25 protein-coding genes and 2 tRNA genes are annotated in these 25,808 nt (G+C 61.3%); 5 read left to right on the forward strand and 22 right to left on the reverse strand.

The annotated features are described in order from the left end of the window. Positions 1-254 precede the first annotated feature (254 nt). Both PMI24_RS14105 and PMI24_RS14110 read right to left on the reverse strand, forming a co-directional pair. Positions 255-331 (reverse strand) — tRNA-Met (locus PMI24_RS14105). A gap of 212 nt (positions 332-543) precedes the next feature. Continuing rightward, positions 544-620: transfer RNA gene (locus tag PMI24_RS14110), tRNA-Met, on the reverse strand. Between the two features lie 280 nt (positions 621-900). Here PMI24_RS14110 and dinB point away from each other — a divergent pair. Next, entirely contained in the window at positions 901-1,962 is a 1,062-nt protein-coding gene (dinB, locus tag PMI24_RS14115; protein ID WP_007954971.1) for a DNA polymerase IV, read from the forward strand. A 48-nt stretch (positions 1,963-2,010) separates the two neighbouring features. On the opposite strand, the gene PMI24_RS14120 is transcribed toward dinB, so the two are convergent. From PMI24_RS14120 to PMI24_RS14135, 4 genes are all read right to left on the reverse strand, one after another. Further along, entirely contained in the window at positions 2,011-2,964 is a 954-nt protein-coding gene (locus PMI24_RS14120; RefSeq protein WP_007954977.1) for a hypothetical protein, read from the reverse strand. 17 nt (positions 2,965-2,981) lie between these two features. Further along, positions 2,982-4,697, reverse strand: a complete 1,716-nt coding sequence (locus PMI24_RS14125) for a proline--tRNA ligase (protein ID WP_007954979.1) — start codon at positions 4,695-4,697, stop codon at positions 2,982-2,984. Between the two features lie 115 nt (positions 4,698-4,812). Continuing rightward, a complete protein-coding gene (locus PMI24_RS14130; RefSeq protein WP_007954981.1) occupies positions 4,813-6,372 on the reverse strand; it encodes an AmpG family muropeptide MFS transporter in 1,560 nt (519 codons plus the stop codon). Positions 6,373-6,415: 43 nt separating this feature from the next. Next, positions 6,416-6,757: an MGMT family protein gene (locus PMI24_RS14135; protein WP_011332761.1), complete on the reverse strand. Its 342-nt coding sequence runs from the start codon at positions 6,755-6,757 to the stop codon at positions 6,416-6,418. 176 nt (positions 6,758-6,933) lie between these two features. Between PMI24_RS14135 and PMI24_RS14140 the strand changes: the two genes are divergently transcribed. After that, positions 6,934-7,941, forward strand: a complete 1,008-nt coding sequence (locus tag PMI24_RS14140) for a DUF481 domain-containing protein (protein ID WP_007954986.1) — start codon at positions 6,934-6,936, stop codon at positions 7,939-7,941. 118 nt (positions 7,942-8,059) lie between these two features. Here the strand turns inward: PMI24_RS14140 and PMI24_RS14145 are convergent, their stop codons facing one another. Next, positions 8,060-8,269: a cold-shock protein gene (locus PMI24_RS14145; RefSeq protein WP_002554837.1), complete on the reverse strand. Its 210-nt coding sequence runs from the start codon at positions 8,267-8,269 to the stop codon at positions 8,060-8,062. 353 nt (positions 8,270-8,622) lie between these two features. On the opposite strand from PMI24_RS14145, the gene dcd reads away from it, so the two are divergent. Together dcd and PMI24_RS14155 are read left to right on the forward strand one after the other, a co-directional pair. Then, the gene (gene dcd, locus PMI24_RS14150) at positions 8,623-9,189 is read left to right on the forward strand and encodes a dCTP deaminase (protein WP_007954988.1); all 567 of its coding nucleotides are present in this window, start codon (positions 8,623-8,625) and stop codon (positions 9,187-9,189) included. A 106-nt stretch (positions 9,190-9,295) separates the two neighbouring features. Next, the gene (locus tag PMI24_RS14155) at positions 9,296-9,505 is read left to right on the forward strand and encodes a hypothetical protein (protein ID WP_007954989.1); all 210 of its coding nucleotides are present in this window, start codon (positions 9,296-9,298) and stop codon (positions 9,503-9,505) included. Between the two features lie 39 nt (positions 9,506-9,544). Here the strand turns inward: PMI24_RS14155 and pdeM are convergent, their stop codons facing one another. The 11 genes from pdeM to PMI24_RS14210 form a co-directional block, all read right to left on the reverse strand. Then, the gene (pdeM, locus tag PMI24_RS14160) at positions 9,545-10,201 is read right to left on the reverse strand and encodes a ligase-associated DNA damage response endonuclease PdeM (RefSeq protein ID WP_007954991.1); all 657 of its coding nucleotides are present in this window, start codon (positions 10,199-10,201) and stop codon (positions 9,545-9,547) included. After that, a complete protein-coding gene (locus tag PMI24_RS14165) occupies positions 10,201-12,687 on the reverse strand; it encodes a ligase-associated DNA damage response DEXH box helicase (protein ID WP_007954992.1) in 2,487 nt (828 codons plus the stop codon). The genes pdeM and PMI24_RS14165 overlap by 1 nt, the downstream gene beginning before the upstream one ends. Positions 12,688-12,746: 59 nt before the next feature. Next, positions 12,747-13,511, reverse strand: coding sequence for an ABC transporter ATP-binding protein (locus PMI24_RS14170; protein WP_007954993.1), 765 nt, complete (start codon positions 13,509-13,511; stop codon positions 12,747-12,749). 13 nt (positions 13,512-13,524) lie between these two features. After that, on the reverse strand, positions 13,525-14,643 hold the full coding sequence (locus PMI24_RS14175; protein ID WP_007954994.1) for a succinylglutamate desuccinylase/aspartoacylase family protein: 1,119 nt from the start codon (positions 14,641-14,643) through the stop codon (positions 13,525-13,527). Positions 14,644-14,655: 12 nt separating this feature from the next. Further along, the gene (locus tag PMI24_RS14180; protein WP_007954996.1) at positions 14,656-15,366 is read right to left on the reverse strand and encodes an ABC transporter permease; all 711 of its coding nucleotides are present in this window, start codon (positions 15,364-15,366) and stop codon (positions 14,656-14,658) included. Further along, a complete protein-coding gene (locus tag PMI24_RS14185; RefSeq protein WP_007955000.1) occupies positions 15,363-16,091 on the reverse strand; it encodes an ABC transporter permease in 729 nt (242 codons plus the stop codon). Before PMI24_RS14185 ends, PMI24_RS14180 begins: the two co-directional genes overlap by 4 nt. Before the next feature lie 56 nt (positions 16,092-16,147). Continuing rightward, on the reverse strand, positions 16,148-16,930 hold the full coding sequence (locus PMI24_RS14190) for a transporter substrate-binding domain-containing protein (RefSeq protein ID WP_007955002.1): 783 nt from the start codon (positions 16,928-16,930) through the stop codon (positions 16,148-16,150). A gap of 338 nt (positions 16,931-17,268) precedes the next feature. Then, entirely contained in the window at positions 17,269-18,957 is a 1,689-nt protein-coding gene (locus PMI24_RS14195; RefSeq protein WP_007955004.1) for an ATP-dependent DNA ligase, read from the reverse strand. Next, a complete protein-coding gene (locus PMI24_RS14200; protein ID WP_007955006.1) occupies positions 18,954-19,988 on the reverse strand; it encodes a ligase-associated DNA damage response exonuclease in 1,035 nt (344 codons plus the stop codon). Before PMI24_RS14200 ends, PMI24_RS14195 begins: the two co-directional genes overlap by 4 nt. A 197-nt stretch (positions 19,989-20,185) precedes the next feature. Then, on the reverse strand, positions 20,186-22,636 hold the full coding sequence (locus PMI24_RS14205; RefSeq protein WP_007955008.1) for a penicillin acylase family protein: 2,451 nt from the start codon (positions 22,634-22,636) through the stop codon (positions 20,186-20,188). Between the two features lie 144 nt (positions 22,637-22,780). Beyond that, positions 22,781-23,425 carry a glutathione binding-like protein gene (locus PMI24_RS14210; protein ID WP_007955011.1) on the reverse strand — a complete coding sequence of 215 codons (645 nt, stop codon included), beginning with the start codon at positions 23,423-23,425 and terminating at the stop codon, positions 22,781-22,783. Positions 23,426-23,572: 147 nt separating this feature from the next. Between PMI24_RS14210 and PMI24_RS14215 the strand changes: the two genes are divergently transcribed. Further along, on the forward strand, positions 23,573-24,130 hold the full coding sequence (locus tag PMI24_RS14215) for a cysteine hydrolase family protein (RefSeq protein WP_007955012.1): 558 nt from the start codon (positions 23,573-23,575) through the stop codon (positions 24,128-24,130). A 148-nt stretch (positions 24,131-24,278) separates the two neighbouring features. On the opposite strand, the gene PMI24_RS14220 is transcribed toward PMI24_RS14215, so the two are convergent. The 4 genes from PMI24_RS14220 to PMI24_RS14235 form a co-directional block, all read right to left on the reverse strand. Continuing rightward, positions 24,279-24,485 carry an SEC-C metal-binding domain-containing protein gene (locus tag PMI24_RS14220; RefSeq protein WP_007955014.1) on the reverse strand — a complete coding sequence of 69 codons (207 nt, stop codon included), beginning with the start codon at positions 24,483-24,485 and terminating at the stop codon, positions 24,279-24,281. Between the two features lie 5 nt (positions 24,486-24,490). Continuing rightward, positions 24,491-24,976 (reverse strand): LEA type 2 family protein, encoded by a 486-nt coding sequence (locus tag PMI24_RS14225; protein ID WP_007955016.1) that lies wholly within the window; start codon positions 24,974-24,976, stop codon positions 24,491-24,493. Between the two features lie 31 nt (positions 24,977-25,007). Further along, entirely contained in the window at positions 25,008-25,484 is a 477-nt protein-coding gene (locus PMI24_RS14230) for a YchJ family protein (RefSeq protein WP_007955017.1), read from the reverse strand. 4 nt (positions 25,485-25,488) lie between these two features. Further along, a partial coding sequence (locus PMI24_RS14235; RefSeq protein WP_045121748.1) for a DUF6231 family protein occupies positions 25,489-25,808 on the reverse strand: 320 nt, incomplete at its 5' end.

Raw genomic sequence — 25,808 nt, forward strand, 5'->3', positions numbered from 1 at the left:
AGGATGGAGGTATCCAGCCAAGTAACCAATCCCTGTAGAAAAAAATAATCACAAAATACTACGCCTCTCACCGGGTATCGGCGAGGGCAGGTCTTGGATTGCAGACGCCTTGCCTGCGACTTCAAGCATAGTCGCAACTTGGCGGGTCTGAAGATCCTGAACGGTTCACTGCACAGTGACAGATCATTGTTGCGAAAGGACTTTTTCCACAGATACAAAAAAGGCCACTCTTTCGAGTAGCCTTTTTTGATGTTTGGTTGCGGGAGCCGGATTTGAACCGACGACCTTCGGGTTATGAGCCCGACGAGCTACCAGACTGCTCCATCCCGCGTCTGTGTGGCGGCATTCTACAGGCGAACGGCGGGGTGTCAACCGATAATCCCGAGAAGGGTCAAATAAGTGTGCAATCGCGGCAAACGGTCGCAGGTGGCTGCTTAAGTTTCGGAATTGAAACGGATTCCTGTTTGCAGAACGTCGTGCATCGTCGTGAAAAACAGACGCGCACAAAAAAGGCCAATCTTTCGATTGGCCTTTTTTGATGTTTGGTTGCGGGAGCCGGATTTGAACCGACGACCTTCGGGTTATGAGCCCGACGAGCTACCAGACTGCTCCATCCCGCGTCTGTGTGGCGGCATTCTACAGAGGAACGCCGGGGTGTCAACCTTCAATTTTGATAAAACCTCTTCAGCTTCAATCGGTTAGCGCTGACGGACGGTCTTTTCAGAGGCTGCAGGTCAGGCACAGCAAGGGTTTCAGCTCTATTGGAGGTTGGTTTTCGATTGAGAAAATAAATTCAAAGTCCGTTTCCTACAAACTGAAAAGAACATTCATACCACTGGTGCTATATACAGGTGTCAGTGAGATACTGCCGGTCCGGCTCGCCATGTTTCCTTTTCTGTCATGACTCAGCGAAAAATCATCCACGTCGACTGTGACTGTTTCTACGCCGCCATCGAGATGCGGGATGACCCGAGCCTCGCCGGCAAGCCGTTGGCGGTCGGTGGCTCGGCGGACAGGCGCGGGGTGATCGCCACCTGCAACTATGAGGCGCGGGCTTACGGCGTTCGCTCGGCGATGTCCTCTGGACACGCCTTGAAGCTGTGCCCGGACCTGACCATCGTCAAGCCGAGAATGGACGCCTATCGCGAGGCGTCGAAGGAAATTCACACGATCTTCAGCGATTACACCGACCTCATCGAGCCGCTTTCGCTGGACGAGGCGTACCTCGACGTCTCGGACAGCGCGCATTTCGGCGGTAGCGCCACGCGGATCGCCCAGGACATTCGCCGCCGGGTGTCCAATCAGTTGCACATCACCGTCTCTGCCGGCGTGGCGCCTAACAAGTTTCTGGCCAAGATCGCCAGCGACTGGAAAAAGCCCAACGGCTTGTTCGTGATCACTCCAGATCAGGTCGAGGAGTTCGTCAGTGGCTTGCCGGTGAGCAAGTTGCACGGGGTCGGCAAGGTCACGGCCGACAAGTTGAGCAAGCTGGGTATCAGTGACTGTCTGCAATTGCGCGACTGGGACAAACTGGCGCTGGTACGGGAATTCGGAAGTTTCGGCGAGCGCTTGTGGAGTCTGGCCCGAGGGATCGATGAGCGGTTGGTGCACAACGACAGCCGCCGTCAGTCGATCAGTGTCGAAAATACCTACGACGTCGATCTGCCGGATCTGCGCAGTTGCCTCGACAAGCTTCCGGAACTGCTGGAAACCCTGAAAACCCGCATGGCGCGGATCGACAGCAGCTACCGGCCGGGCAAGCCATTCGTCAAAGTGAAGTTTCACGATTTCACCCAGACCACACTGGAGCAGGCCGGGGCAGGGCGGGATCTGGGCAGTTACCAGTTGATGCTGACGCAGGCGTTCAACCGCGGTGGCAAACCGGTGCGGCTATTGGGAGTGGGCGTGCGGCTGGAGGATTTACGCGGCGGGTTCGAACAAATGGAGTTGTTCGAGCGATAGACGGACAAAAAAATGCCCGAACCAGGTTCGGGCATTTTTTCAGGGGGTTCAGTTCGGCCCCGGATCCGCCACCAGACGCCCCGCATCCCGGGTCAGGGACTTGAGGAATTCGGCCTGCAACTCAGGATCGTTGCGGGTCAGTTCGATCAGGCTTTGTTCCAGTTCACTGGCTTCTTCTTCGAGGCCCAGTTCCGACAGACGCTTGACCCGGTGCACCCACTGGCTCACTTCGTCGTCTTCCAGATCGTCGTAGATCAGCCCGTGAGCCTCCAGCAGCTTGCCGCGCAGGTGAGTGCTGATCGCCAGAGACGAATCGGAATGCACGTCATCCTTGCTGTCTTCGACGCTGATCTGCAGTTTGCCTACATGATTGAGGTCGTTTTCGGCGAACGGGCTGTCCAGCAGGTTCAGACGCAGCACGCCGTTGCGATCGGTGGTCATGTCGAAGGTCTGCTTGCCGGCCTTGACCTGAACCGGGCGCTCGCTCCACGGCAGGCTCGAATACTCCGTGCGCTTGTCGCGCTGGACTTCGTCGATGCCGGCCAGATTCTGTTGCGCGCGACCGTTGGATTGCACGTTCATGAACGGGTTGAGCCCGGCGAAACCGTAGCTGAGCCAGTCACGTGTCACGCTGTCGGGCAGATTGCCGAGGGCAAACACGTTGACCACGTTCGCGCCGACGCCGCCGACCACCGCCACCGCGCCCAGCGGAATCTCGTAGATCTCCCGCCATGGCTGGTAAGGCGTGTAACGGTCGTAATGGCGCGTGACCTCGAACTCGGTGACTTCGAAAGTCTTCTGTTCGTTGATCTTCACGCGCCGTTGCGGCAGCTCAAGCACCTTGGGCTCGCCGACATCGATCTGCAGGCTGTGATCGAGCAGCTTGCGCTCGACACGTTCCTCGTGCTCGCTGCGTTGTGACATGTGATTGGCACAGCCGCTGACCAGCAGGGTGCCGCACAGGGCGGCACCACCGAGGCCTAAGGTGTTTCGCTTGAACATGACGTCTCTATCTGGTTTCAGCGGCGGATACGGGCCTGAAGGAAGGACAGCACGTCGGCAACCGGCAGCGCTTGCGCCTGGCCTTCGGTACGGCTCTTGTATTCCAGGTTGCCTTCGGCGAGGCCGCGGTCGCTGACCACGATCCGGTGCGGAATGCCGATCAGCTCCATGTCCGCGAACTTGATGCCCGGGCTGGTTTTCTTGTCGCGGTCGTCCAGCAGCACTTCGAAGCCGGCCGCGGTCAGTTCCGCGTACAGCTTGTCGGTGGCTTCGCGCACCTGCTCGGTTTCATAGCGCAGCGGCACCAGGGCGATCTGGAACGGCGCCAGAGTGTCGCTCCAGATGATGCCGTTCTCGTCGTTGTTCTGCTCGATGGCGGCAGCCACCACGCGGGAAACGCCGATACCGTAGCAACCCATTTCCAGGGTTACCGGCTTGCCGTTCTCGCCCAGCACTTCGCACTTCATCGCCTTGCTGTACTTGTTGCCCAGCTGGAAGATGTGCCCGACTTCGATGCCGCGCTTGATTTCCAGGGTGCCTTTGCCGTCCGGGCTTGGGTCACCAGCCACGACGTTGCGCAGGTCGGCCACGGTCGGAACCGGCAGATCACGCTCCCAGTTCACGCCGAAGTAGTGCTTGTCGTCGATGTTGGCACCGATGCCGAAGTCGCTCATCAGCTCGACCGAACGGTCGATGATGATCGGCAGCGGCAGGTTCAGCGGGCCGAGGGAACCGGCGCCGGCGCCGATGGCGTCACGCAGTTCGGCATCGGAGGCCATGACCAGCGGGCTGGCAACGCCTGGCTGGTTGGCAGCCTTGATCTCGTTCAGCTCGTGGTCGCCACGGATGATCAGGGCGATCAGCTTGCCTTCTTCTTCGGCGTGCACGATCAGGGTCTTGATGGTCTTTTCAATCGGCAGATTGAATTTCTCCACCAGGGCCGCGATGGTCTTGGTGTCTGGCGTGTCGACCAGGCGCAGCTCTTCGCTTGGCGCGGCGCGCGAGGTTTCACGCGGCACGGCTTCGGCCTTCTCGATGTTCGCTGCGTAGTCGGAACCGTTGCTGAAGACGATATCGTCTTCGCCGGACTCGGCCAGCACGTGGAACTCGTGGGAACCGGCGCCACCGATCGAACCGTTGTCGGCTTCCACCGGACGGAACTTCAGGCCCAGGCGGGTGAAGATGTTGCAGTACGCTTCGTGCATGCGGTCGTAGGTGATCTGCAGCGACGCCTGATCCGCATGGAAGGAGTACGAGTCTTTCATGATGAATTCGCGACCGCGCATCAGGCCGAAGCGTGGACGGATTTCGTCACGGAATTTGGTCTGGATCTGGTACAGGTTGATCGGCAGCTGTTTGTAGCTGCTCAACTCGTTGCGCATCAGATCGGTGATCACTTCTTCGTGGGTCGGGCCCGCGCAGAAATCACGACCGTGGCGGTCTTTGATGCGCAGCAGCTCAGGGCCGTATTCTTCCCAGCGCCCCGATTCCTGCCACAGCTCGGCAGGTTGGGTGCTCGGCATCAACACTTCCAGAGAGCCGGCGGCGTTCATTTCTTCGCGAACGATGGCTTCCACCTTGCGCATCACTCGCAAGCCCATCGGCAGCCAGGTGTACAGGCCCGAGGCGAGTTTGCGGATCATGCCGGCGCGCAGCATCAGCTGATGGCTGATCACGACCGCGTCGGAAGGCGTTTCTTTCTGTGTGGCGAGCAAAAATTGACTGGTGCGCATGGTTGGCCGTTGTCGGTTGCTATGACTGGAAATGACGGAGCAGTGTAACGGCGAGATCCGCCGACGTACAGAAGTGCGGCCCCGGCGGAAAACCTTCCGCCGGGTGCGAGATGTCTTACGATTCTTCCACGACGGAGGTCGGTGCAGGTTCCGGCGTCGGCGTCGGGCCTTCGCGGCGGCTTTCCTGGAACCAGTGCAGGGCGATCAGCACCAGGGTCGGAACGCCGAGCAGCGCGGTGATCAGGAAGAAATTGTGGTAACCGAATTTCTCCACCATCACCCCGGAGTAGCCGCCGATCAGGCGCGGCAGCAGGAGCATGATCGAGCTGAGCAGGGCGTACTGGGTGGCGGAGAATTTGAGGTTGGTCAGGCTCGACAGGTAGGCGACGAACGCCGACGTGGCCAGGCCCGAACTGAAGTTGTCGAGGGAGATCGTCACCACCAGCATCTGCAGGTTCGGGCCCATGTCGGCGAGCATCAGGAACAGCAGGTTAGTGGCCGCCGACGCGGCGCCGCCGATGAACAGGATCGGCAGGATGCCGAAGCGCACGATCAGCAGACCGCCCATGCCGGCGCCGACGAGGGTCATGATCAGGCCGAAGATCTTGCTGACGCTGGCAATCTGGTCCTTGGTGAAGCCCTGGTCGATGTAGAACACGTTGGCCATCACGCCCATCACCGTGTCGGACATCCGATAGGTGGCGATCAGACCGAGCAACAGCAGCGCCTGCCAGCGGTAGCGCAGGATGAAGTCGTTGACCGGCGTCAGCACTGGCGCCAGACCGCGACGCCCCATGGCCGAGAGGCACAGGCAAGTCAGCGTGGTGTAGAGAATCGCGCGCAGGAACGCCCGGTCTTCCAGCAGCAGGTCCAGCGGGCTCATGTCGCCGAACAGCACGCTCGCGAAATCGGTGTTGTAGAGCTGGGTGAACATCGCAGGCACAGACACCAGCAAAATGATCAGCACGAACACCGACATCAACTGATGCATGAAGGTGTAGCGCCCGGCCTGCAACTGGGTGCGCAATGGCACGGGCGGCTCGCGCATCAACAGGGTGGTGAGCAGGGCAGGGACCATCAGGGCGCCGAACAGCACGTAGGTGCCGGTCCAGGCGGAGTGCTGGTAGTTGAAGCCCGTGGAGCCGAAGCCCTCGGCGAAGAACAGTGCACCGGCCGTCGCGAGCAACGCAGCGACCCGATAACCGGACATGTAACTGGCGGCCAGTGCGGCCTGACGGTTGTCTTCGGCGATTTCCAGGCGATAGGCGTCGACGGCGATATCCTGGGTGGCAGAGGCGAATGCAACGACCACCGCGATAGCGATCAGCCAGGACAGGTGTTTCTGCGGGTCGCAAAAGCCCATGCCGATCAGACCGAGGATCACCAGCGTCTGTGAAAGTACCAGCCACGAACGGCGGCGCCCCAGCTTGCCCAACAACGGCAGGCGCCATTGGTCGAGCAGGGGCGACCAGACCCATTTGAAGGCATAAGCCAGACCGATCAGGCTGGCGTAACCGATCGTCTCGCGGGCCACACCGGCTTCACGCAGCCAGACCGAAAGTGTCGAGAACACCAGCATGTACGGCAGGCCGGCGGCGAAACCCAGCAACAACAGCACGAGCGTCGAAGGACTGGCATAGGCGGCGAGCGCGGCGCGCCAGGTTTTACGGGGCATGGGCTGAAGTCTGCCTCAAGATTGCGAAAACAAAGCGCGCACTCTAACCGCTGTGCTCTACCGGACGCCAGCCATGGCGCCGAATATCCACACGATTGTTCAGGACGGTGATGCCTTCCATGCGCAATCGTGCCCGCTGTTCGTCCCCGGACGGGCTGCCCGCCGGCAGGCTGATCCGACCGCCGGCGCCGAGTACACGGTGCCACGGCAGCTTGGTGTCGCCGGGCAATTGGCTCAGGGTCCGGCCGACCCAGCGGGCGGCGCGCCCCAACCCCGCCAGTTCGGCCAACTGACCATAGCTGACGACCTTGCCCTCAGGCACTTGGGCGAGGGTGGAATAGAGTGCCGTGCGTCGGATTTGCGGATCGTTTTCGCAGGCATGCATCGGGTCTGTCACGTGCGCGGTTCCTGAGCTTGATCGCGTTATGTCCTTAAGCGTAATCGGTGGAGGGGCAATTGAGAAATGAACTCAACAGAAATAGCCGGGTCACTCCTTGTCAGGGAATTATTCCTACGGATAATGCCGACCCTTTTTCGCAAACCAGAGTCCCCGATTCGCTTATGTTGTCCAGAACCCTGCTGTGCCTTGCTGTCTTCAGTGCGTCCACACCCTTGCTTGCCGATACCGTCTGGTTGAAGAACGGTGACAAGCTGAGCGGCAAAATCACGCTGTTCGACGGTGGCAAGTTGCTGGTCCAGACCCAGTACGCGGGTGCCGTGACTATCGACTGGAAGCAGGTCAAGACCCTGGAGAGCGACCAGGAGTTGCTGGTCAAGCAGGACGCCTACAACGGCGAGAAGGCCAAGTCGCTGAGCGCCGCCGAAGACGGCAAGGTCACTCTGGCCAACGGCGAAGCGCCGAAAACCGTGGAGCTGGCGAGCATTCAGCAGATTCTCAAGCCCAAACCGGTGGTCGAGGATCTGGTGTGGAAGGGCAATGTCGACCTGGCGCTGGATTATCAGCGTGCGGAGAAGGACACCGACGATTACGACATCGGCTTCAAGACGTCCGCCCGCCACGGTCGCTGGCGGCACACCGCCGAGGGCGAGTACAACCGCGAAGTGCAGGACGACGTGACCACCACCGACAACTGGCGCGCCGAGTACGCACTCGACCGCTTCCTGACGGACAAGTGGTTCTGGCAGGGCCGCCTGAACTACAAGCGCGATCACATCGAAGAGCTGGCGCGCCAGCGCGTGGTCGGTACCGGTCCGGGTTACCAGTTCTGGGATGACGAGCTGGGGGCGTTCTCCCTCGGCTCGCTGCTCAACCGCACTGACTACCAGTATCGCGATGGCAGCAAGGACAACTTCTATTCAGTCGCCATGAAGTGGGACTACAACCGCTACCTGATCGGCAAGAAGGTTGAGTTCTTCACCAATGGCGAAGTCGGCAAGCCGCTGTCCGGTGTGGCCGATTATGCGCTGGATGCGGAAATGGGCCTGCGCTACAAGGTCACCGACTGGGCATCCCTCAACCTCAAGGCTGAGCGCGACATCATCAGCGGCACCGAGGATGCGGACTTGAGCAAGACCCGCTACACCGCCGGCTTCGGCGTCGCCTGGTAAGCAACAAAAAAGATCGCAGCCTTCGCAGGCTGCGATCTTTTTTTGCGCCCGGAAAAACAGACGCCCACAAAAAAGCCCCGCTTTTGAGGGCGGGGCCTTTTACTAAAGAAGCTACAAGTTAGATAACTTGTACTTCTTCAGCTTGCATGCCTTTCTGACCGCGGGTAGCGATGAAAGAAACCTGTTGGCCTTCTTTCAGGCTTTTGAAGCCGTCGGATTGGATAGCTTTGAAGTGAACGAACAGGTCGTCACCGGATTGTGGAGTGATGAAGCCGAAGCCTTTTTCATCGTTGAACCACTTAACGGTACCGGTTTGGCGATTAGACATGGTGTAACTCCTTGAACAAAGATAACTGCGACTCAGGAAGAACCCTGGCCGAGACTGAGTGCAAAGAGCAGGAAAAATTCTTGTAGATGGTTGGATCGAAATTCAACATATCGTGTAGAGATTCTCAGTGACACAAGCAGCACAGTGGCGCCACCTTAACCCTTTTTCCGGAACGTGCCAATGCTTCTTGCGAAGGTTTCTCTGTTTTAAGGATCGGCGGTGTGACGGTTCGTCGCCAGGCCGCGTAATTCCTGCACGTTCGGCGAGATTTGCAGCCCGGACTTTGAACCCGGCGGCGCGCCCGGTAAGATGCCGGACAGATTTTTTCCACCTCGCTATTCAGGACACCCGCCATGAGCATCAAATCGGACAAGTGGATTCGCCGCATGGCGCAGGAACACGGCATGATCGAGCCGTTCGTCGAGCGTCAGGTACGTGGCAGCGACGACAGCCGTGTGATCTCCTACGGTGTGTCGAGCTACGGCTACGATGTGCGTTGCACCAATCATTTCAAGGTGTTCACCAACATCAATTCGGCCATCGTCGATCCGAAGAACTTCGACGCCGGCAGCTTCGTCGACGTCCACAGCGACGTCTGCATCATTCCGCCGAACTCCTTCGCCCTGGCCACGACCGTTGAATACTTCCGTATTCCACGCAATGTCCTGACCATCTGCCTGGGCAAGAGCACCTACGCTCGCTGCGGCATCATCGTCAACGTCACCCCGCTCGAGCCCGAGTGGGAAGGCCAGGTGACCCTGGAGTTCTCGAACACCACCAACCTGCCGGCGAAGATCTACGCCAACGAAGGCGTGGCGCAGATGCTGTTCCTCGAATCCGACGAGGAATGCGAAGTCTCCTACAAGGATCGTGCGGGTAAGTATCAGGGCCAGCGTGGCGTGACCCTGCCTCGCACCTGATCCGTCCATCCGGCAGTTACCGGGAATTCTTCGGCGGGTAGACACTCTATGGGGTGTACTGCCCGTTTCGCGAACAGCGGGACGGGCCTTCGCCGAGGAGTGCTCCATGAAGATCGATCCGCAAATCACTGCCGAACTGGCAAGGCTCGAGCCCAATCAGATTGGCGTATTGGCCTGGTCCTTGTTGGCACACCCGCCCGTCGCCATGGCTGGCGGAATTCCTCACCAGCCCGATCCCGATACCCCCAACGAAGAACCGACCGAGCCCGGCGAACCGACGTTGCCGGACAAACCGCCACCTGCGCCCGTCGCTTGATTGAATGCATGGCCCGTCGGCTGAAACCTGAACAGGACTTCAGCCGACGGGCCATATTTCGTTGTCGCCAATGACAAAGATCCGACAGCTGTCTTCCTTCTCCACCGGATAACCGCCGGTGAAGGCGCCAAACGCCGGCAACAGGCTGATGCGCTCCCCCAGCCTGAAACACGCCAGCCGCAAACGCTGACGCCCCTTGCCGTTCAATCGATAGACCGGGTGGACGTGGCCAGCAAGCACGTGGCGTTCAGGGTGCGGATCGGGTTCGTGCTGCAACGCGAAGGGCCCCAGCAGCATCGGCTCCGGCACCACCCGAATGTTCAACGTCGCTGGAGGATCACCGGCACGTTTATCGTGATTACCGCGTATCAGCGTGATCGGCAGATCGGCGTGGCGTAAGCGCCATTCAGACAAAGCATTCAAAGTGCCCGAGGCATGCGAACCGGGCCCGTGCAGAAAATCCCCGAGAAAGATCAGTTGCCGACACGGCAGTTTCGCCAGCAACTGCTCGATCACGGCAATGTTGCTCGCTGTCGTGCCCTGCGGCACAGGCTGCCCCAGGCGCCGGTAAGCGGCAGCCTTGCCGAAATGCACATCGGCAATCAGCAGCGCCTGTTGCGCGGGCCAGTACAGCGCTTTTTCCGGCAACAACCAGAGGTCTTCGCCTGCCAGACGCACCGGGTAGGGCGCGCTCATCAGGATTGGCCCTTGTCAGCAGTTTTCTCCAGGTCGCCGACCATTCGGCGGATCCGGTCGGCGAGTTTTTCCGAGCTCATGCTTTCGCGCATGCGTTCCACCAGCAATGGAAAGCCGAGTGGTGTAGGACGTTTGATCAGGTGCATGTCCAGTTTCATCTGGTTGATTCGCTCCAGTGTCTGTTCCAGTCGACGAATATCCAGTTCTTCCCGCAGGACTTCTTCCCCGGCCTGGGCCAATAGCAGGTTGTCGGCGTCGTATTGTTTGAACACTTCGAAGAACAGCCCGCTGGAAGCCTGCACCTGACGGGTGCTTTTCGGCGCGCCGGGGTAACCGGCAAACACCAGCCCGGCAATCCGCGCGATTTCCCGAAACCTGCGCAGCGCCAGTTCCCCCGCATTGAGGCTGGCCAGCACATCCCTCAATAAATCCTCGGGACTGAGCAGCGCGCCATCCAGCTGCACAGACCAGTCAACGGGCGTGGCGCTGAGCAATTCCAGTCCGTAATCGTTGACCGCAATCGAGAAAGTCACAGGCAGGCGCTGACTGACCCGCCACGCCAACAGACTGGCCAGCCCCAGATGCACCTGACGTCCGGCAAACGGGTAGAGGAAAAGGTGCCAGCCTTCGCGGGATTTCAGCACTTCGGCCAGCAGATTGTTGACGGTCGGCAGGCCCGACCAGCGCATCTGCGTTTCCAGTAACGGGCGCAAGGCCTGCATTTCCGGGCCGGCGAATTCACCTTGTGCCGCCGCGCTGAATCGGGTGACCACCGCTTCGGCCAATTCATTGGAGAGCGGCATGCGTCCACCATTCCAGCGCGGTACGGCGGCTTTTTTCGCGGTGCTGCGTTTGACGTAGGCGGTCATGTTTTCCACCCGCACCAGTTCCAGCAAGCGTCCGGCGAACAGGAAGCCGTCGCCCGGTTTGAGGCGGGCGATAAAGCCTTCTTCAACGCTGCCCAGTTGTTTGCCGCCACCACCCTTGCTCCAGAACTTCAAATGGATCGAGGCATCGCTGACGATGGTGCCGATGCTCATCCTGTGACGGCGCGCCAGGCGGGCATCGGGGACGCGCCAGATCCCGTGCTCATCCGGCTCGACCCGGCGGTAATCCGGATACGCCGTCAGCGACATCCCGCCGTGGCGTACGAAAGCCAGCGCCCAGGCCCAGTCCGCGAGCGTCAGGTCACGATAGGCCCAGGCGACACGGACTTCTTCGTACAGCTCATCGGGAACAAAGCCACCGCCCAGGGCCATGCTGACCAGATGCTGCACCAGTACATCCAGCGGTTTGTGCGGTGACAATCGAGGTTCGATCCGCCGCTGCGCCACGGCATCGCGAGCGGCCGCGGCTTCGATCAGTTCCAGACTGTGGGTCGGCACCAGGGTGACCCGCGACGTTCTGCCGGGCGCATGGCCCGAACGCCCGGCACGCTGCATCAGTCGCGCCACGCCTTTGGCCGAGCCGATTTGCAGCACCCGCTCCACCGGCAGGAAATCCACCCCCAGATCCAGACTTGAAGTGCAGACCACGGCTTTGAGTTGGCCGTTCTTCAGCGCTTGCTCGACCCAGTCGCGGGTGTCGCGGGACAGCGAGCTGTGGTGCAGGGCGATCAGGCCGGCCCAGTCCGGTCGCGCTTCCAGCAACGCCTGATACCAGATTTCCGATTGCGCCCGGGTGTTGGTGAACACCAGGCTGCTGGCGCAGACGTCCAGTTCGGCGACCACCTGCGGCAACATTTTCAGACCGATATGCCCGGCCCAGGGAAAGCGTTCGATCGCCGGTGGGAGCAGGGTGTCGACCTTGAGCGACTTTTCGCTTTGCCCCTGAATACTCACGCCGCCACCCTGTGGGATGAGTACCTGTTCGGCGTGGGACTGATTGCCGAGCGTCGCGGAAACGCCCCAGACGATCAGCCCCGGCTGCCAGCGCCGTAGCCGGGCGAGGGCCAGTTGCAATTGCACGCCACGCTTGTTGCCGAGCAATTCGTGCCATTCATCCACCACAACCATGCGCAGCGTCGACAGCGCCGTTTGCGCGTCGGCGCGGGCGAGCATCAGGGTCAGGCTTTCCGGGGTGGTGATCAACGTAGTTGGCAGGCGCCGGTTCTGCCGGGCGCGCTCGCTGCTGCCGGTGTCGCCGGTGCGCAGGCCGACGCTCCAGGGAATCTGCAGATCGTCGAGCGGCGTTTGCAGGGCGCGCGCGGTGTCGGCGGCCAGCGCGCGCATCGGCGTGATCCACAAGACGGTCAGCGGTTCGGCGGGTGGGGGGCGTTTGCGAGTGGTTGCAGCAACAGGCCCGGAGCGGGCAAAGCGATTGAGCGCGGCAAACCACACCGCGTAGGTTTTACCGGCACCGGTGCTGGCGTGCAGCAGGCCGGATTCGTCACGTTTGACCGCGGCCCACACCTGCTTCTGAAAAGCGAACGGCTTCCAGTCGCGGGCGCTGAACCAGTGTTTGGCGAAGTCGGTGGAAGTGCCCATGCCGGCGACGTGTGCTCTGAAGGTGTTCCTTCAGTGACCGCGCCGGCCGGGCAATAGTTTTACTTGAGATTGCCGCTGAGGAATTGCTTCAGGCGTTCGCTTTTCGGATTGCCCAGCACTTCTTCGGGCGCGCCTTCTTCTTCCACCAGCCCCTGATGCAGGAACAGCACCTGGCTCGAGACCTTGCGCGCAAAGCTCATTTCATGGGTGACCATGATCATGGTCCGGCCTTCCTCGGCCAGGCCCTGAATCACCTTGAGCACTTCGCCAACCAGCTCCGGGTCGAGCGCTGAAGTCGGTTCGTCGAACAGCATGACTTCCGGCTCCATCGCCAGAGCCCGGGCAATCGCCACCCGTTGTTGCTGGCCGCCGGAGAGGAACGCCGGGTACTGATCGGCCACCCGCGCCGGCAAACCGACCTTTTCCAGATAACGCCGGGCGCGGTCGTCGGCTTCCTGTTTGCTGCAGCCCAGCACCCGGCGCGGGGCCATGGTGATGTTTTCCAGCACGGTCATGTGGCTCCACAGGTTGAAGTGCTGGAACACCATCGCCAGTCGCGTGCGCAGGCGTTGCAGTTCATCGGCGTCGGCGACGTGCATGCCGTGGCGGTCGGTGACCATGCGGATCGCCTGGCCGTCGAGGCTCATCGCGCCGTCGTTGGGTTGTTCGAGAAAGTTGATGCAGCGCAAAAAGGTGCTTTTGCCCGAGCCGCTGGCGCCGATCAGGCTGATCACGTCGCCGGTCTTGGCCTTGAGCGAGACGCCTTTGAGCACCTGATGGTCGCCATAGCTTTTGTGCAGGCCTTCAACGGTCAATTTGTACATGGGACAGGCATCCTCAAGGCGAAAGTAGATAGCCGCTGCGATAGGCTTCGGCGCCCGCGACGTGGGCGATCACCATCCCGGCGGTGGCCATGCGCCGCAGCGAGCGGGCATAGAGCAGACCGGAAGCGGTGCAATGGACTGGCGTGACCCGGTCGCTGATCGGGTCGATGATTTCGGCGATTTTCTGCCCGGCTTCCAGGTACTGGCCGGGCGTGGCGGTGTAGACCAGCAGGCCGCCGACGGGAGTAGCCACCGGTTCCACGCCGGCCAGGGGTGTGGCGGGATGTGGCAGGGCCGGCAAGGCTTTGGGTTCACCGACGATGGCGCCGAAGTGGATCAGGTAATCGATCAGCGCGTGGCAATCGCGACTGGCCAGCGGATGGGTGACATCCCCCTGGCCGCGCAACTCGACGGTGACCGAGAAACTGCCGAGCGGAATGTCGAAGTGTTCGCCGAAGCGCTCCTTCAATTGCCACCACAGCAGGGTGAAGCACTCGTCGAACGACTGGCCGCCGGAGTCGGTGGCCAGCAGGCTCGCCTGGGATTCGATATAGCGCGCCAGCGGCTCGACCTGCGGCCAGGCCTCGGGCGTGGTGTAGAGGTGAACCACGGATTCGAAATCGCAATGCAGGTCCAGCACCATGTCCGCATCGCAGGCCAGCCGTTGCAGGGTCAGGCGCTGGGATTGCAGCTGAGTCGTGGCGGTGTGGCGGGCGAGGGCGTTGCGCAGGCTGGACCGGATCAGTTCGAGGTTGCGCTGCGGGTCATCGCTCAGTTGCGCTTCGATTTCGTTGCCGATTTCTTCGCTGAGGTCGACGAACCAGCGGTTGAAATTCTGCCCGCTCTCCAGCTCGTAGCGGCCCAGCGGCACATCCATCAGCACCTGTTCGAGGCCGACCGGGTTGGCCACCGGCACCAGCACGATTTCGCTGCGCAGGCGGCCGGCGGCTTCCAGCTCCGCCAAGCGCTGCTTGAGGTGCCAGGCCACGAGCATGCCGGGCAGTTCGTCGGCGTGCAGCGAGGACTGGATGTAAATCTTGCCCTGGGCCTTGTCCGGGCCGAAGTGAAAGCTGTGGATCTGTCGTGCGGTCCCCGGCAGCGGGGCCAGCAGGTCGTGTATCTGGTGGCGCATCTCAAAAGGGTCCTAGTGGGTCGGGCCGAGGAAGGCCAGCCATCGGCGTTCGGCAAGGCGGAACAGGCCGACCAGCGCAAAGGTGATGGTCAGGTAGATCAGCGCGGCGATGCCGAACGACTGGAAGGTCAGGAAGGTCGCCGAGTTGGCGTCCCGCGCGACTTTCAGGATGTCGGGGATGGTCGCGGTGAAAGCCACGGTGGTCGAGTGCAGCATCAGGATCACTTCGTTGCTGTAGTACGGCAACGAACGGCGCAGCGCAGACGGCATGATCACGTAGGCATACAGCTTCCAGCCGGTCAGGCCGTAGGCCTTGGCCGCTTCGACTTCGCCGTGGTTCATGCTGCGGATGGCCCCGGCGAAAATCTCCGTGGTGTAGGCGCAAGTATTGAGGGCGAAGGCCAGGATCGTGCAGTTCATCGCATCGCGGAAGAAACTGTCGAGCACCGGTTGCGCGCGCACGGCGGCCAGGCTGTAGATCCCGGTGTAGCAGATCAGTAACTGGATATAGAGCGGCGTGCCACGGAACAGATAGGTGTAGAACTGCACCGGCCAGCGAATGTAGAAGTGCGGCGAAACGCGGGCGATCGACAGCGGAATCGACACGAGGAAACCGAAGAAGATCGAGGCGCTGAGCAGCCACATCGTCATCGCCAGCCCGGTGATGTTCTGGCCGTCGGTATAAAGGAAGGCTTTCCAGTATTCCTGCAGGAGTTCGATCATCGTACGGCCTCCCGCGCACCGGCGGCGTAACGGCGTTCGAGCCAGCGCAGGATGATGTTGGAAGCACTGGTGATCAGCAGGTAAATCAACGCGGCGAGGACCAGGAAGTAAAACAGTTGATAGGTGCTTTTACCGGCGTCCTGCGCAGCCTTGACCAGATCGGCCAGGCCGATGATCGAAACCAGCGCGGTGGCCTTGAGCATCACCATCCAGTTGTTGCCGATGCCCGGCAGGGCGAAGCGCATCATTTGCGGGAACACCACGAAACGAAAGCGCTGGCCGCGCTTGAGGCCATAGGCGGTGGCAGCTTCGACCTGACCGCGCGGTACGGCGAGAATCGCCCCGCGAAAGGTTTCAGTGAAGTACGCGCCATAAATGAAGCCCAGGGTCAGGACCCCGGCGCTGAACGGGTCAATCTCGATGTATTCCCATTCCAGATAATCGGTGAGCGTCGTCAGCCAGGTTTGCAGGCTGTAGAAGATCAGCAGCATCAGCACCAGGTCCGGCACCCCGCGAATCAGCGTGGTGTAGAGCTGGGCGGGCAGGCGCAGCAGTTTGACTTTTGACAGCTTGGCACTGGCGCCGAGCAGGCCGAGCAACACGGCCACCAGCAGCGACAACGCCGACAATTTGATGGTCATCCAGGTGCCTTCCAACAGCAAAGGGCCGAAACCCTTGAGGCTGAAGGCGGAGAGCCCCAGATTTTGTAAGAGGTTTTCGAACATAAATCAGCAACCTGACTGAATGAAAAAGGCGCCCATCGAGGATGGGCGCCGGGGCATTATTTGCCGCTGTACAGATTCAGATCGCCAAAGTGTTTCTTTTGAATCTCGGCGTATTTGCCATCATCGTGTAACGCTTTGATACCTTTATCCAAAAGCGCTTTCAGCTCGGTGTTACCTTTCTTAATACCGACAGCGGTCTTGGCTGGCAGCAAGTGGTTGTCGACCGGTTCGCTGACGGCATAGTCGGCGCCCTGTGGCGACTTCAGAAAGCCTAGTTCGGCCTGCAACATGTCCTGAATGCCCGCATCGAGACGGCCGGAAGTCAGGTCGGAATACACCTGGTCCTGGTTCTGATAGGCCTGGGTTTTCACGCCGGCCTTGTCCAGCACGGCTTTGGCATAGGCTTCCTGGATGGTGCCTTGCTCGTAGCCGACGGTTTTGCCTTTCAGCGAGGCGACGTCGTCGGTGATGCCCGAGCCTTTTTTCGACACGTATGCAGTCGGGCCGGAGAACAGCTCGCTGGAGAAGTCGATGACTTTTTCGCGGGCTTCGGTAACGGTCATCGACGAGATCACACCGTCGAATTTGTTGGCCTTGAGGCCCGGAATCATACCGTCGAAGTCACTTTCGACCCATTTGCACTTGACCTTCAGCTCGGCGCAGATCGCGTTGCCCAGATCGATGTCGAAGCCAACCAGGCTGCCGTCTGCCGCTTTCGACTCGAACGGTGCGTAGGAAGGGTCAACGCCAAACCGCAGTTCTTTGTATTCCTTGGCCAGCGCGGAGCCGGCGGCCATGCACAACGCCAGTGCAGAAAGGGTCAGCAATGCTTTTTTCATTATTCAATCCCTAAGAACCAATATGAGCGCTTGTGGCGCGGAATGATTGTTACTGGAGCGCTTACGACTTATAGAAAGTAGCAATTTCCGAACCAGAGTCCCGAACAAGTGTTTTAAAAGGTGTAGGAAGTGCATGCCGGGGCCGGTCAGTGCACGAAAACGGGCGCGCCGGAAAAGCTGCACCAGGATGGTTCGGGGGGATCGTTCCCACGCTCCGCGTGAGAATGCAGCCCGGGACGCTCCGCGTCCCAAAGCGGACGCAGAGCGTCCATTGAGGCATTCCCACGCGGAGCGTGGGAACGATCGGGGTTAAGGGGGGGAGTATCGTTGGGAAGGGGTCAGACCAGCAGGTTTTGCAAGGTCGCCAGGCTGTCGGCCTCGTCTACGGTCTTGTCCTGGCGCCAGCGCAACATGCGCGGGAAGCGCACGGCGATGCCGCTCTTGTGCCGGCGGGAGAGGGCGATGCCTTCGAAGCCCAGTTCGAACACCAGACTCGGTTTCACGCTGCTGACCGGGCCGAACTTTTCGACGGTGGTCTTGCGCACGATGCTGTCGACTTCGCGCATTTCCGCGTCCGTCAGCCCGGAATAGGCCTTGGCGAACGGCACCAGCGCCCGCGCACTGGAACCGGGCGGGCCATCCCAGACCGCAAAGGTGTAATCGCTGTAGAGACTGGCGCGGCGACCATGCCCGCGCTGGGCGTAGATCAGCACCGCGTCGACGCTGAACGGGTCGACCTTCCATTTCCACCACACGCCCATGTCCTTGGTCCGGCCGACGCCGTACATCGCGTCCCGGGCCTTGAGCATCATGCCTTCGACCCCCAAGCGTCTGGAGGCTTCGCGCTGGCGGGCGAGGTCGAACCAGTCGTCACCCGTCAGGATCGGCGAAGGCAGCAGCACCGGGTTGTTGCAGCGGGCGATGACTTGTTCCAGTTGTTCACGACGCCTGGCTTGGGGCTGGTTGCGCCAGTCTTCGCCCTGCCATTCGAGCAGGTCGTAGGCGAGTACCACCACCGGTGCGTCTTCAAGGATTTTCCGGTCCAGCGACTTGCGGCCGATCCGTTGTTGCAACAGCGCGAAGGGTTGCACCGCCGGGGCTTCTGTCGACTGCGGATCGAACGCATCTTCGGTGACCGGACGCTGGTTCTTCCACACCACGATCTCGCCATCGATCACCGTGCCGTCGGGTAAACCGTGCACCAGCGTATCGAGTTCGGGAAAACGTTCGGTGACCAGTTCTTCGCCCCGGGACCAGATCCACAGCTTTCCGTCACGCTTGACCACCTGCGCGCGTATGCCATCCCACTTCCATTCCACCTGCCAGTGGCTGGCCGGCCCGAGCAGTGCGTCGAAGGTTTCCACCGGTTGCGCCAACGCGTGGGCGAGGAAGAACGGGTAGGGCTGGCCGCCGCGCTGGGCGTGTTCGTCGCTGGATTCGGGGGCGATCAGTTTCAGATAACTGGCGGCGTTCGGCCGGTTGGACAAATCGGTGTAACCCACCAGCCGTTGCGCCACGCGTTTGCTGTCGAGCCCAGCCATCGAAGCCAGGGCGCGGGTCACCAGCAGTTTGGAAACACCGACCCGGAAGCTGCCGGTGATCAGTTTGATGCACAGCATCAGGCTCGGCCGATCCAGTTGCGCCCACAGCGCGGGCAACTGGTGAGCGAGGTATTCAGGGGTTTCACCGCGCAGGGGCAGCAGTTTGTCTTCGATCCATTCGGCGAGCCCGGCCTCGGAGGTGTGCGGGTGTTCCGGCAGCACCAGCGAAATGGTTTCCGCCAGATCGCCGACCGCCTGATAGCTCTCCTCGAACAGCCACGGGGCCAGCCCGGACACCTCGACCGCCAGATCCCGCAGGATCCGCACCGGCACCAGTTGCCGAGGTCGCCCGCCGGACAAGAAATACACCGCCCACGCTGCATCCTGCGGTTGCGCCTGGGCGAAGTAGGTTTGCATGGCCGCCAGTTTGGCGTTGCTGGAGGTGGTGGCGTCGAGTTCGGCGTACAACCCGGCGAAGTCTTTCATGGTTGCACCTCGGCAACGGCGGGCGTGGCGGTGGAAAGCTCTTCTTCGTCGTCACCGTATTCGGTGTTGAAACCTTGTGCGTCCAGCCCTTTTTCGCGCAGATGGCGTACCAGCACGCCAATCGAGCCGTGGGTGACCATCACCCGTTCGGCGCCGGTCTGTTCGATGGCCCACAACAGGCCGGGCCAGTCGGCGTGATCCGAAAGCACAAAACCGCGATCGACCCCGCGCCGCCGACGGGTGCCGCGCAGGCGCATCCAGCCGCTGGCGAAGCTGTCGCTGTAATCGCCGAACCGGCGCATCCAGCTGCTGCCACCGGCCGACGGCGGGGCGATGACCAGCGCCTGACGCATCATCGGGTCATTCTTCTTCACATCGCCGGCGTAGATGGTTGGCGGCAGATAGACGCCGGCCTCGCGGTACACGCGATTCAGCGGCTCCACCGCGCCGTGGCTGAGGATCGGCCCGAGGGTTTCGTCGATGCCGTGCAGAATCCGCTGGGCCTTGCCGAACGAATAGCAGAACAGCACGCTGGCCTTGCCGGCCTCGATGTTGGCCTGCCACCACTGATTGATCTCGGCGAACACCTGCGCCTGCGGCTGCCAGCGGTAGATCGGCAGGCCGAAGGTCGATTCGGTGATGAAGGTGTGGCATCGCACCGGTTCGAACGGCGCGCAGGTGCCATCGGGTTCGATCTTGTAGTCGCCGGACGCGACCCAGACTTCGCCGCCGTATTCCAGTCGCACCTGAGCCGAGCCGAGCACATGACCGGCGGGATGAAAACTCAGGGTGACGCCGTGGTGGGTCAGGCGCTGGCCGTAGTCGAGGGTTTGCAGGTTGATGTCCTGGCCCAGGCGCGCGCGCAGAATCCCTTCGCCGGCGCTGGCAGCCAGGTAATGCTGGTTGCCGCCACGGGCATGATCGCCATGGGCATGGGTGATCACCGAGCGCTCGACGGGCCGCCACGGGTCAATGTAGAAATCCCCGGCAGGGCAGTAGAGGCCTTCGGGGCGGGCGATAACAAGGTCCATGGCGTTACCGGAATGGAGGGACTTGTTAGCTATGAGGTTTGCGCGAAGTCAGAAGTTCTATTGATTTTCTGAACTGTCGCACGATCGTTCCCACGCTCTGCGTGGGAATACAGCCTGTGACGCTCCGCGTCACTGGACGCGGAGCGTCCCTTGAGGCATTCCCACGCAGAGCGTGGGAACGATCAACTGTGGAGGGATTACTTGCCGGGGGTAAGCGTCAACCGCGTCTTGCCATACACCCGGTCAAAGTTCTGCGGCTGCATCGGCAAGCCGATGTACTGCCCCTTGAGCCACGGGTCGATGCCATTCAGGTAGTTCGGGCTCACCGGATTCCCGGATTGCCCCGTACCGTTCTGCCCCATCAGCGGCTCGTTCTGACCGAAGTCGACGATGAAACGCATCGACGGTGCACGCATGGTGTTGAAATCCTGGCCCCAGGCAAACGCTGCGGTGTTCAGGGTGGTGTGGTCGCCGCCGGCCGCAATTGGCCCGCGAACGGTCTGGCCGCTGGCATTCTTCCACTCGTAACGATGCAGTTTGCCCCACTGCCAGGTCCGGCGGTCACCGCCCAACTGACTGTCGCCGGCGCTGATCGCTGCCGCCAGACTACGGGCGAGGATCGCCGGTTTGTCTTCTTTTTGCGGGGTACGGGCGTCGTCCCAGAACGGACTGTCTTCGCGGCCCAGCAAGTGATCGGCCTGGGCGGCGTAGGACAGGTCGCCGTTGGCGATAAACGCTTTCCACGCCGGGCTGCCTTGCGGGCCGAGTTCGTCGAGGAAGATCTGCTTCATGCTTTCCTGCAGGAACAGCTCGTAGATCGCCGCATCGGCGGAAGTCGGGCTGAGCTTGCCGTCGAAGGCCATCAAGCGGGTATAAGCCTCGCGGGCCTTGCTGCGCTCGGCTTCCGGCAGTGCATCGATCGCCTGTTTCAGCGGCTGCGCCATGCCCGGTGCTTCGAACATTTTCTTCAGTTTGGCGGCGAAGGTGGTGGTCTGGTCGTACTGCATGGCGATCACGCTGCGACCGTCGTGTTTACCGCTGCCGGCCAGTTCCGCCAGGCGCTCGCCACGCTCCGGCGCCGCCCAGGAATTGGACAGTTGCATGCCGTAGCCGTGAGGAATGACCCGCTGGTTGGCGGTGCCGAGCCAGCCCTGGCTCGGGTCCTGATCGTAGGGGTGCAGCATCGGGTCGGCGTAACCGTCCCAGTCGTAACGACCTTCCCAGCCCGGCGACGGCAGCAGGCCTTCACCTTCACGACGGTTCGGGAAGCGCCCGGTGACTTGCCAGCCAATGTTGCTGGCATCGGCGAACACCAGATTCAGCGCGATGGCGCGGATTTCCCGGCTGGCGTCCGAGGCGCGTTCAACGTTCTGCGCGCGGCTCAGATCGAAAAACGCATCGAGGGATTTGTCGTCGGTGAAGCTCGGCGTCTGCAAGGCCAGGCCAAAACCTGCGCCCTGAGCGGCAGCCTGGGTGCTGTTGAGCAGCGCGCCATGGCGGGTTTCGTACACCGCTTCGCGAATCGGCCGCTGGCCTTTGACGAAGTAGGTTTCGTTGCGCACGGCGACCGGTTGCCATTTGCCGTTGACCTCGTAGGACAACGTGCTGCCCTGACGACGGATTTTTTCCAGGAACAGGTCCTGGTTATCGCCGAGCACGCTGGTCAGGCTCCACGCCACTTTGCCGTTGAAACCGCCGAGCACCATCGGCAGACCGGCCACGGTCACGCCGGCGGCCTGGTATTTCGGTGCGCGGATCTGCACGAAACTCCACAGCGACGGCGCGGCCAGCGGGCCATGGCTGTCGCTGGCCAGCAGGCTCTTGCCGCTGCGGCTGCGTTGCGGGGCGATGGCCCAGTTGTTCGACGACTGAGTGCCCAGCAGGTTGATGGCGGCCAGTTTTTCGCTGGCGTTGCTCAGTTCCGTCAGCCCCGGAATCTGCCCGTTGAGCTTGATGCCTTGCAGCTTGTCGGCTTCGGCCAGCGGCAGGTTTTCGTCGGGAGCGGACGGGGTCAGCCACGCCAGTTTGTCGTTGGTCACGGTCTGCGCCAGCACCAGAGAAGCGATTTCCTCCGGCAGGTTGGCCGACTGGCTGAAGTTCAGCAGGCAGAAGATCAGCGCCGAATCTTCCGGTTTCCAGTATTCAGGCTTGTAGCCGCTGGAAGCCAGATCCCCCGGCAGTTTGTCGGCGTAGCGGAACAGGTAGGCGTTGACGCCCCGGGCATAGACCTCGAAGAAGCGTTTGAGCCGTGGCGACGAAGCCTTGTACAGCTCGCCGGCGCTTTTCTTCAGGTTGACGGCGCGCATGTAGCGGTCGGCGTCGAGCATCGACGAACCGGACATTTCCGCCAGACGGCCCTGGGCCAGCAGGCGCAGGGTGACCATCTGATTGATCCGGTCGCTGGCGTGCACATAACCGAGGGCGAATAACGCGTCGTGGAAGCTGTTGCTTTCGATCAGCGGCATGCCCATGGCATTGCGGCGTACCGAAACGTTCTGCGCCAGGCCCTTGAGCGGCTGCACACCGGAGGTCGGCGGGAGGGTGTCCTGGGCGTTCCAGGTCTGACAACCGGTCAGGCTCAGAACACCGGCCACTGCTGCGGCAACGCCGAACCGGGGAAGAAAATGTGAAAGGGCTGGCGAGGCCATGGCAAAGCTCCTGCGGGGGTGTAGAGGCTGGGGGCGCAATAAAGCCGCTACGTTAGTGAGCAGGAGGGGGCCGCGCAAGCGGGGCGAGCGGTTATTTCTTCCCGTTGATCGTTCCCGCGCACGGGAACGATCAGGCCGGGTGACTCAAGCCTTCGGCGGATTGATCTTCTGCACCAGCGCGTAGGCCTTCACGGTCGCCGGGCGATCCTTGATGTGGTTGAACCAGCGTTGCACGTTCGGGAAGTCTTCCAGGTTCTGGCTCTGCCACTTGTGCGAGACGATCCACGGGTAGATCGCCATGTCGGCGATGCTGTATTCGGCGCCGGCGACGAACTTATTGTTGGCCAATTGCTTGTCCAGCACCCCGTACAGGCGCGCGGTTTCATCGATGTAGCGCTTGATCGCGTAGGGGATTTTTTCCGGGGCGAACTGGCTGAAATGATGGTTCTGCCCGGCCATCGGCCCCAGCCCGCCCATTTGCCAGAACAGCCATTGCAGCGCCACCTGGCGGCCACGCAGATCCTTGGGCAGGAACTTGCCGGTCTTTTCCGCGAGATAAAGCAGGATTGCTCCGGACTCGAACAACGACAACGGTTCGCCGCCATCGGCCGGCTCATGGTCGACGATCGCCGGGATGCGGTTGTTCGGGGCGATTTTCAGAAAGTGCGGCTGGAACTGCTCGCCCTGGCTGATGTTGATCGGGTGCACGTCGTAGCGCAGGCCCGCTTCTTCGAGGAACAGGGAAATCTTGTGGCCGTTGGGCGTGGTCCAGTAATACAGGTCGATCATGGAAAGCTCCAAATCAGGAAAATGGCTTACGTGCGGACAGCAAACGCCGGCTTCAGGTTGTCCTGTGTGCGTTCGATAGCTTGCTTAGTGACAGGAGGTGATGCTCAAGTACGGGAAATTCAATGACCCCGCATGAGAAAAATCGCCATGGAGCTCAAGGCCAGCGCTGCACTGATCATCATCGACCAGCAAAAAGGCATTCTGGAACCGCGTCTGGGGCGGCGGAATAATCCTTCGGCCGAGGAGCGGATTCTTGATTTGCTGGGCCTCTGGCGACGCAGCGGTCGGCCGGTGATCCATGTGCAGCACCTGTCGCGTTCGCCGGATTCGGTGTTCTGGCCCGAGCAGTCTGGCGTGGATTTTCAAGAAAGGTTTTTACCGCAGGAAGTCGAGTGGCTGATCCAGAAACAGGTACCGGATGCGTTTTGTGCGACAGGCCTTGAGGCGAAGTTGCGTGAGGCGGGGATCGGGCAATTGGTCATCGTCGGCGTGGCGACGAACAACTCTGTGGAGTCCACGGCGCGCACGGCAGGCAATCTGGGGTTTGACGTGTGGGTGGCGGAGGATGCGTGCTTTACCTTCGACAAGGCCGACTATTTCGGCACGTTGCGTTCGGCGCAAGAGGTGCATGCGATGTCGCTGGGGAACTTGCACGGGGAGTATGCGACGGTGGTCGGCACCGAGCACATTCTGGCGGCAGGCTGAAAAGCTTCCAGTGAATGGGCAGGCCCCTTCGCGAGCAAGCCCGCTCCCACATTTGCCTGCATTCCGTCAGAAGGAATACGGTCGAATGTGGGAGCGGGCTTGCTCGCGAAGGCGGTATCTCAGGCGAAGAAGATAATTGCCTGAAACATCAAGCGCCGTGGCACTTCTTGAATTTCTTGCCGTTGCCGCATGGGCAAGGGTCGTTGCGGCCAACGTCTTTCAGGGCGTTGCGCACCGGTTCCTGGTGGGCGTGGCCGCAGTTCGGGCCGTGGACATGGCCATGGTCGTGATCATGGTGGTGATGGTCATGATCGTGGTTGCAGTCCGGGCCATGGACATGAGGTTGCTGGGTCATCGGGGTCACTCCGTAATCAGATCGGCGGGGATTATCACGCCATTGCGCGCCAGGTGCACGTAGTGAGCGATGAATAAACCGGTTTCCATCTCGCCCTCCAGTCGGTAGGGAATCTGCTGGTGCGGGTTTTTCAGCATTTTCACCACCTCTTTCACCTTCGGCCACAGGTTGGTACGGATCGGCACGTTGTAAAACGCACTGCTTTTGGGGTTCACCGTGATCCAGTGTTCGTGCTCGCCTTCGGCCAGCAACATGTCGGCCAGGTGTATGCGGTATTCCAGGCCGCGCACCGTCAGATCGCTGTCGTTGGGGTTGTCGATGCGAAAGTGCAGGATGAATTTCTGTTCCAGCAACTTGGCGCGCACCACTTCGACTTTCACCAGGTGAACGGCGGGGTCGCGGGCGTCGTCGGTAAACCATGACGCGCAGCCGCCGAGCCCCAGAAACACGAGCAGCGAGAAGACCTGGAATGTGCGCCAATGACCGAGCATGGTTTAACTCCCTTTGCTGCCCAGTCTAGCTTCAGCTGCCGAAATACCCCGCACAGCATTTCTTGAACTTCTGGCCGCTGGCGCACGGGCAGGCGTCGTTGCGGCCCAGCTTCAGTTGCACGGTCGGGTCGATGAAGTACCAGCGCCCGGTGTTCTGCACGAACGAGGAGCGCTCGCGGTGGCTGTGCTCGCCCTGACCGTCATGCCAGCGCGCAGTGAACGTGACGAATGCGTGTTCCGGCTGGCCGCCGAGCACTTCCGAACTTTCCACGTCCAGGCCGAGCCAGGTGCTCTGGGCGCTCCAGTCGCTGATCGACTGGCGATCCAGCCCCGCTTGCTGGGCGGGCAGGGTCGTGGCCACCAGATAATCGATCAGACCCAGCACATAGGCGCTGTAGCGCGAGCGCATCAGGGCTTCGGCGCACGGGGCCGGGTGGCCAGCGTGATAGTGACCGCAGCAGGCATCCAGCAGGTTGCCGCTGCCGCAAGGGCAAATGGCTGTACTCATTGCATTACCACCAGTATTTCCCGAAGTTTTCCGGATTGGCCCAGAATCGCGAGTTGAGCCAGTCGGGGACTTGTTTGTAGTCAAGCAGATCGTAGGTGAACAGGGTCAGCACCTGTTCATCCCGGGCGAAGCGTTCGCTGGCCTGCAGGGCCAGGGAATAAAAATCGGTTTCCTGCCAGCCGCTGGCCGGCAGATCCGCCAGCACGGCGATGCGGCTGGCGTTGAGGTTGCGGATCCCGCCCAACAGATTCAGGCCGTCGCGCTTGGGCAAATGTTCCAGGCAATCGACCACCAGCGCCAAGTCGAAACGGCGGGCCGCCAGTT

The sequence above is a fragment of the Pseudomonas sp. GM25 genome, assembly GCF_000282255.1.
In the GTDB taxonomy this organism is placed as follows: Bacteria; Pseudomonadota; Gammaproteobacteria; order Pseudomonadales; family Pseudomonadaceae; genus Aquipseudomonas; species Aquipseudomonas aphyarum.

What these genes read in the sequence shown, in the direction of transcription:
- dinB (WP_007954971.1), top strand. Translation starts at nt 901, where the DNA reads ATGACTCAGCGAAAAATCATCCACGTCGACTGTGACTGTTTCTACGCC.
- PMI24_RS14120 (WP_007954977.1), bottom strand. Translation starts at nt 2,964, where the DNA reads ATGTTCAAGCGAAACACCTTAGGCCTCGGTGGTGCCGCCCTGTGCGGC.
- PMI24_RS14125 (WP_007954979.1), bottom strand. Translation starts at nt 4,697, where the DNA reads ATGCGCACCAGTCAATTTTTGCTCGCCACACAGAAAGAAACGCCTTCC.
- PMI24_RS14130 (WP_007954981.1), bottom strand. Translation starts at nt 6,372, where the DNA reads ATGCCCCGTAAAACCTGGCGCGCCGCGCTCGCCGCCTATGCCAGTCCT.
- PMI24_RS14135 (WP_011332761.1), bottom strand. Translation starts at nt 6,757, where the DNA reads ATGCATGCCTGCGAAAACGATCCGCAAATCCGACGCACGGCACTCTAT.
- PMI24_RS14140 (WP_007954986.1), top strand. Translation starts at nt 6,934, where the DNA reads ATGTTGTCCAGAACCCTGCTGTGCCTTGCTGTCTTCAGTGCGTCCACA.
- PMI24_RS14145 (WP_002554837.1), bottom strand. Translation starts at nt 8,269, where the DNA reads ATGTCTAATCGCCAAACCGGTACCGTTAAGTGGTTCAACGATGAAAAA.
- dcd (WP_007954988.1), top strand. Translation starts at nt 8,623, where the DNA reads ATGAGCATCAAATCGGACAAGTGGATTCGCCGCATGGCGCAGGAACAC.
- PMI24_RS14155 (WP_007954989.1), top strand. Translation starts at nt 9,296, where the DNA reads ATGAAGATCGATCCGCAAATCACTGCCGAACTGGCAAGGCTCGAGCCC.
- pdeM (WP_007954991.1), bottom strand. Translation starts at nt 10,201, where the DNA reads ATGAGCGCGCCCTACCCGGTGCGTCTGGCAGGCGAAGACCTCTGGTTG.
- PMI24_RS14165 (WP_007954992.1), bottom strand. Translation starts at nt 12,687, where the DNA reads ATGGGCACTTCCACCGACTTCGCCAAACACTGGTTCAGCGCCCGCGAC.
- PMI24_RS14170 (WP_007954993.1), bottom strand. Translation starts at nt 13,511, where the DNA reads ATGTACAAATTGACCGTTGAAGGCCTGCACAAAAGCTATGGCGACCAT.
- PMI24_RS14175 (WP_007954994.1), bottom strand. Translation starts at nt 14,643, where the DNA reads ATGCGCCACCAGATACACGACCTGCTGGCCCCGCTGCCGGGGACCGCA.
- PMI24_RS14180 (WP_007954996.1), bottom strand. Translation starts at nt 15,366, where the DNA reads ATGATCGAACTCCTGCAGGAATACTGGAAAGCCTTCCTTTATACCGAC.
- PMI24_RS14185 (WP_007955000.1), bottom strand. Translation starts at nt 16,091, where the DNA reads ATGTTCGAAAACCTCTTACAAAATCTGGGGCTCTCCGCCTTCAGCCTC.
- PMI24_RS14190 (WP_007955002.1), bottom strand. Translation starts at nt 16,930, where the DNA reads ATGAAAAAAGCATTGCTGACCCTTTCTGCACTGGCGTTGTGCATGGCC.
- PMI24_RS14195 (WP_007955004.1), bottom strand. Translation starts at nt 18,957, where the DNA reads ATGAAAGACTTCGCCGGGTTGTACGCCGAACTCGACGCCACCACCTCC.
- PMI24_RS14200 (WP_007955006.1), bottom strand. Translation starts at nt 19,988, where the DNA reads ATGGACCTTGTTATCGCCCGCCCCGAAGGCCTCTACTGCCCTGCCGGG.
- PMI24_RS14205 (WP_007955008.1), bottom strand. Translation starts at nt 22,636, where the DNA reads ATGGCCTCGCCAGCCCTTTCACATTTTCTTCCCCGGTTCGGCGTTGCC.
- PMI24_RS14210 (WP_007955011.1), bottom strand. Translation starts at nt 23,425, where the DNA reads ATGATCGACCTGTATTACTGGACCACGCCCAACGGCCACAAGATTTCC.
- PMI24_RS14215 (WP_007955012.1), top strand. Translation starts at nt 23,573, where the DNA reads ATGGAGCTCAAGGCCAGCGCTGCACTGATCATCATCGACCAGCAAAAA.
- PMI24_RS14220 (WP_007955014.1), bottom strand. Translation starts at nt 24,485, where the DNA reads ATGACCCAGCAACCTCATGTCCATGGCCCGGACTGCAACCACGATCAT.
- PMI24_RS14225 (WP_007955016.1), bottom strand. Translation starts at nt 24,976, where the DNA reads ATGCTCGGTCATTGGCGCACATTCCAGGTCTTCTCGCTGCTCGTGTTT.
- PMI24_RS14230 (WP_007955017.1), bottom strand. Translation starts at nt 25,484, where the DNA reads ATGAGTACAGCCATTTGCCCTTGCGGCAGCGGCAACCTGCTGGATGCC.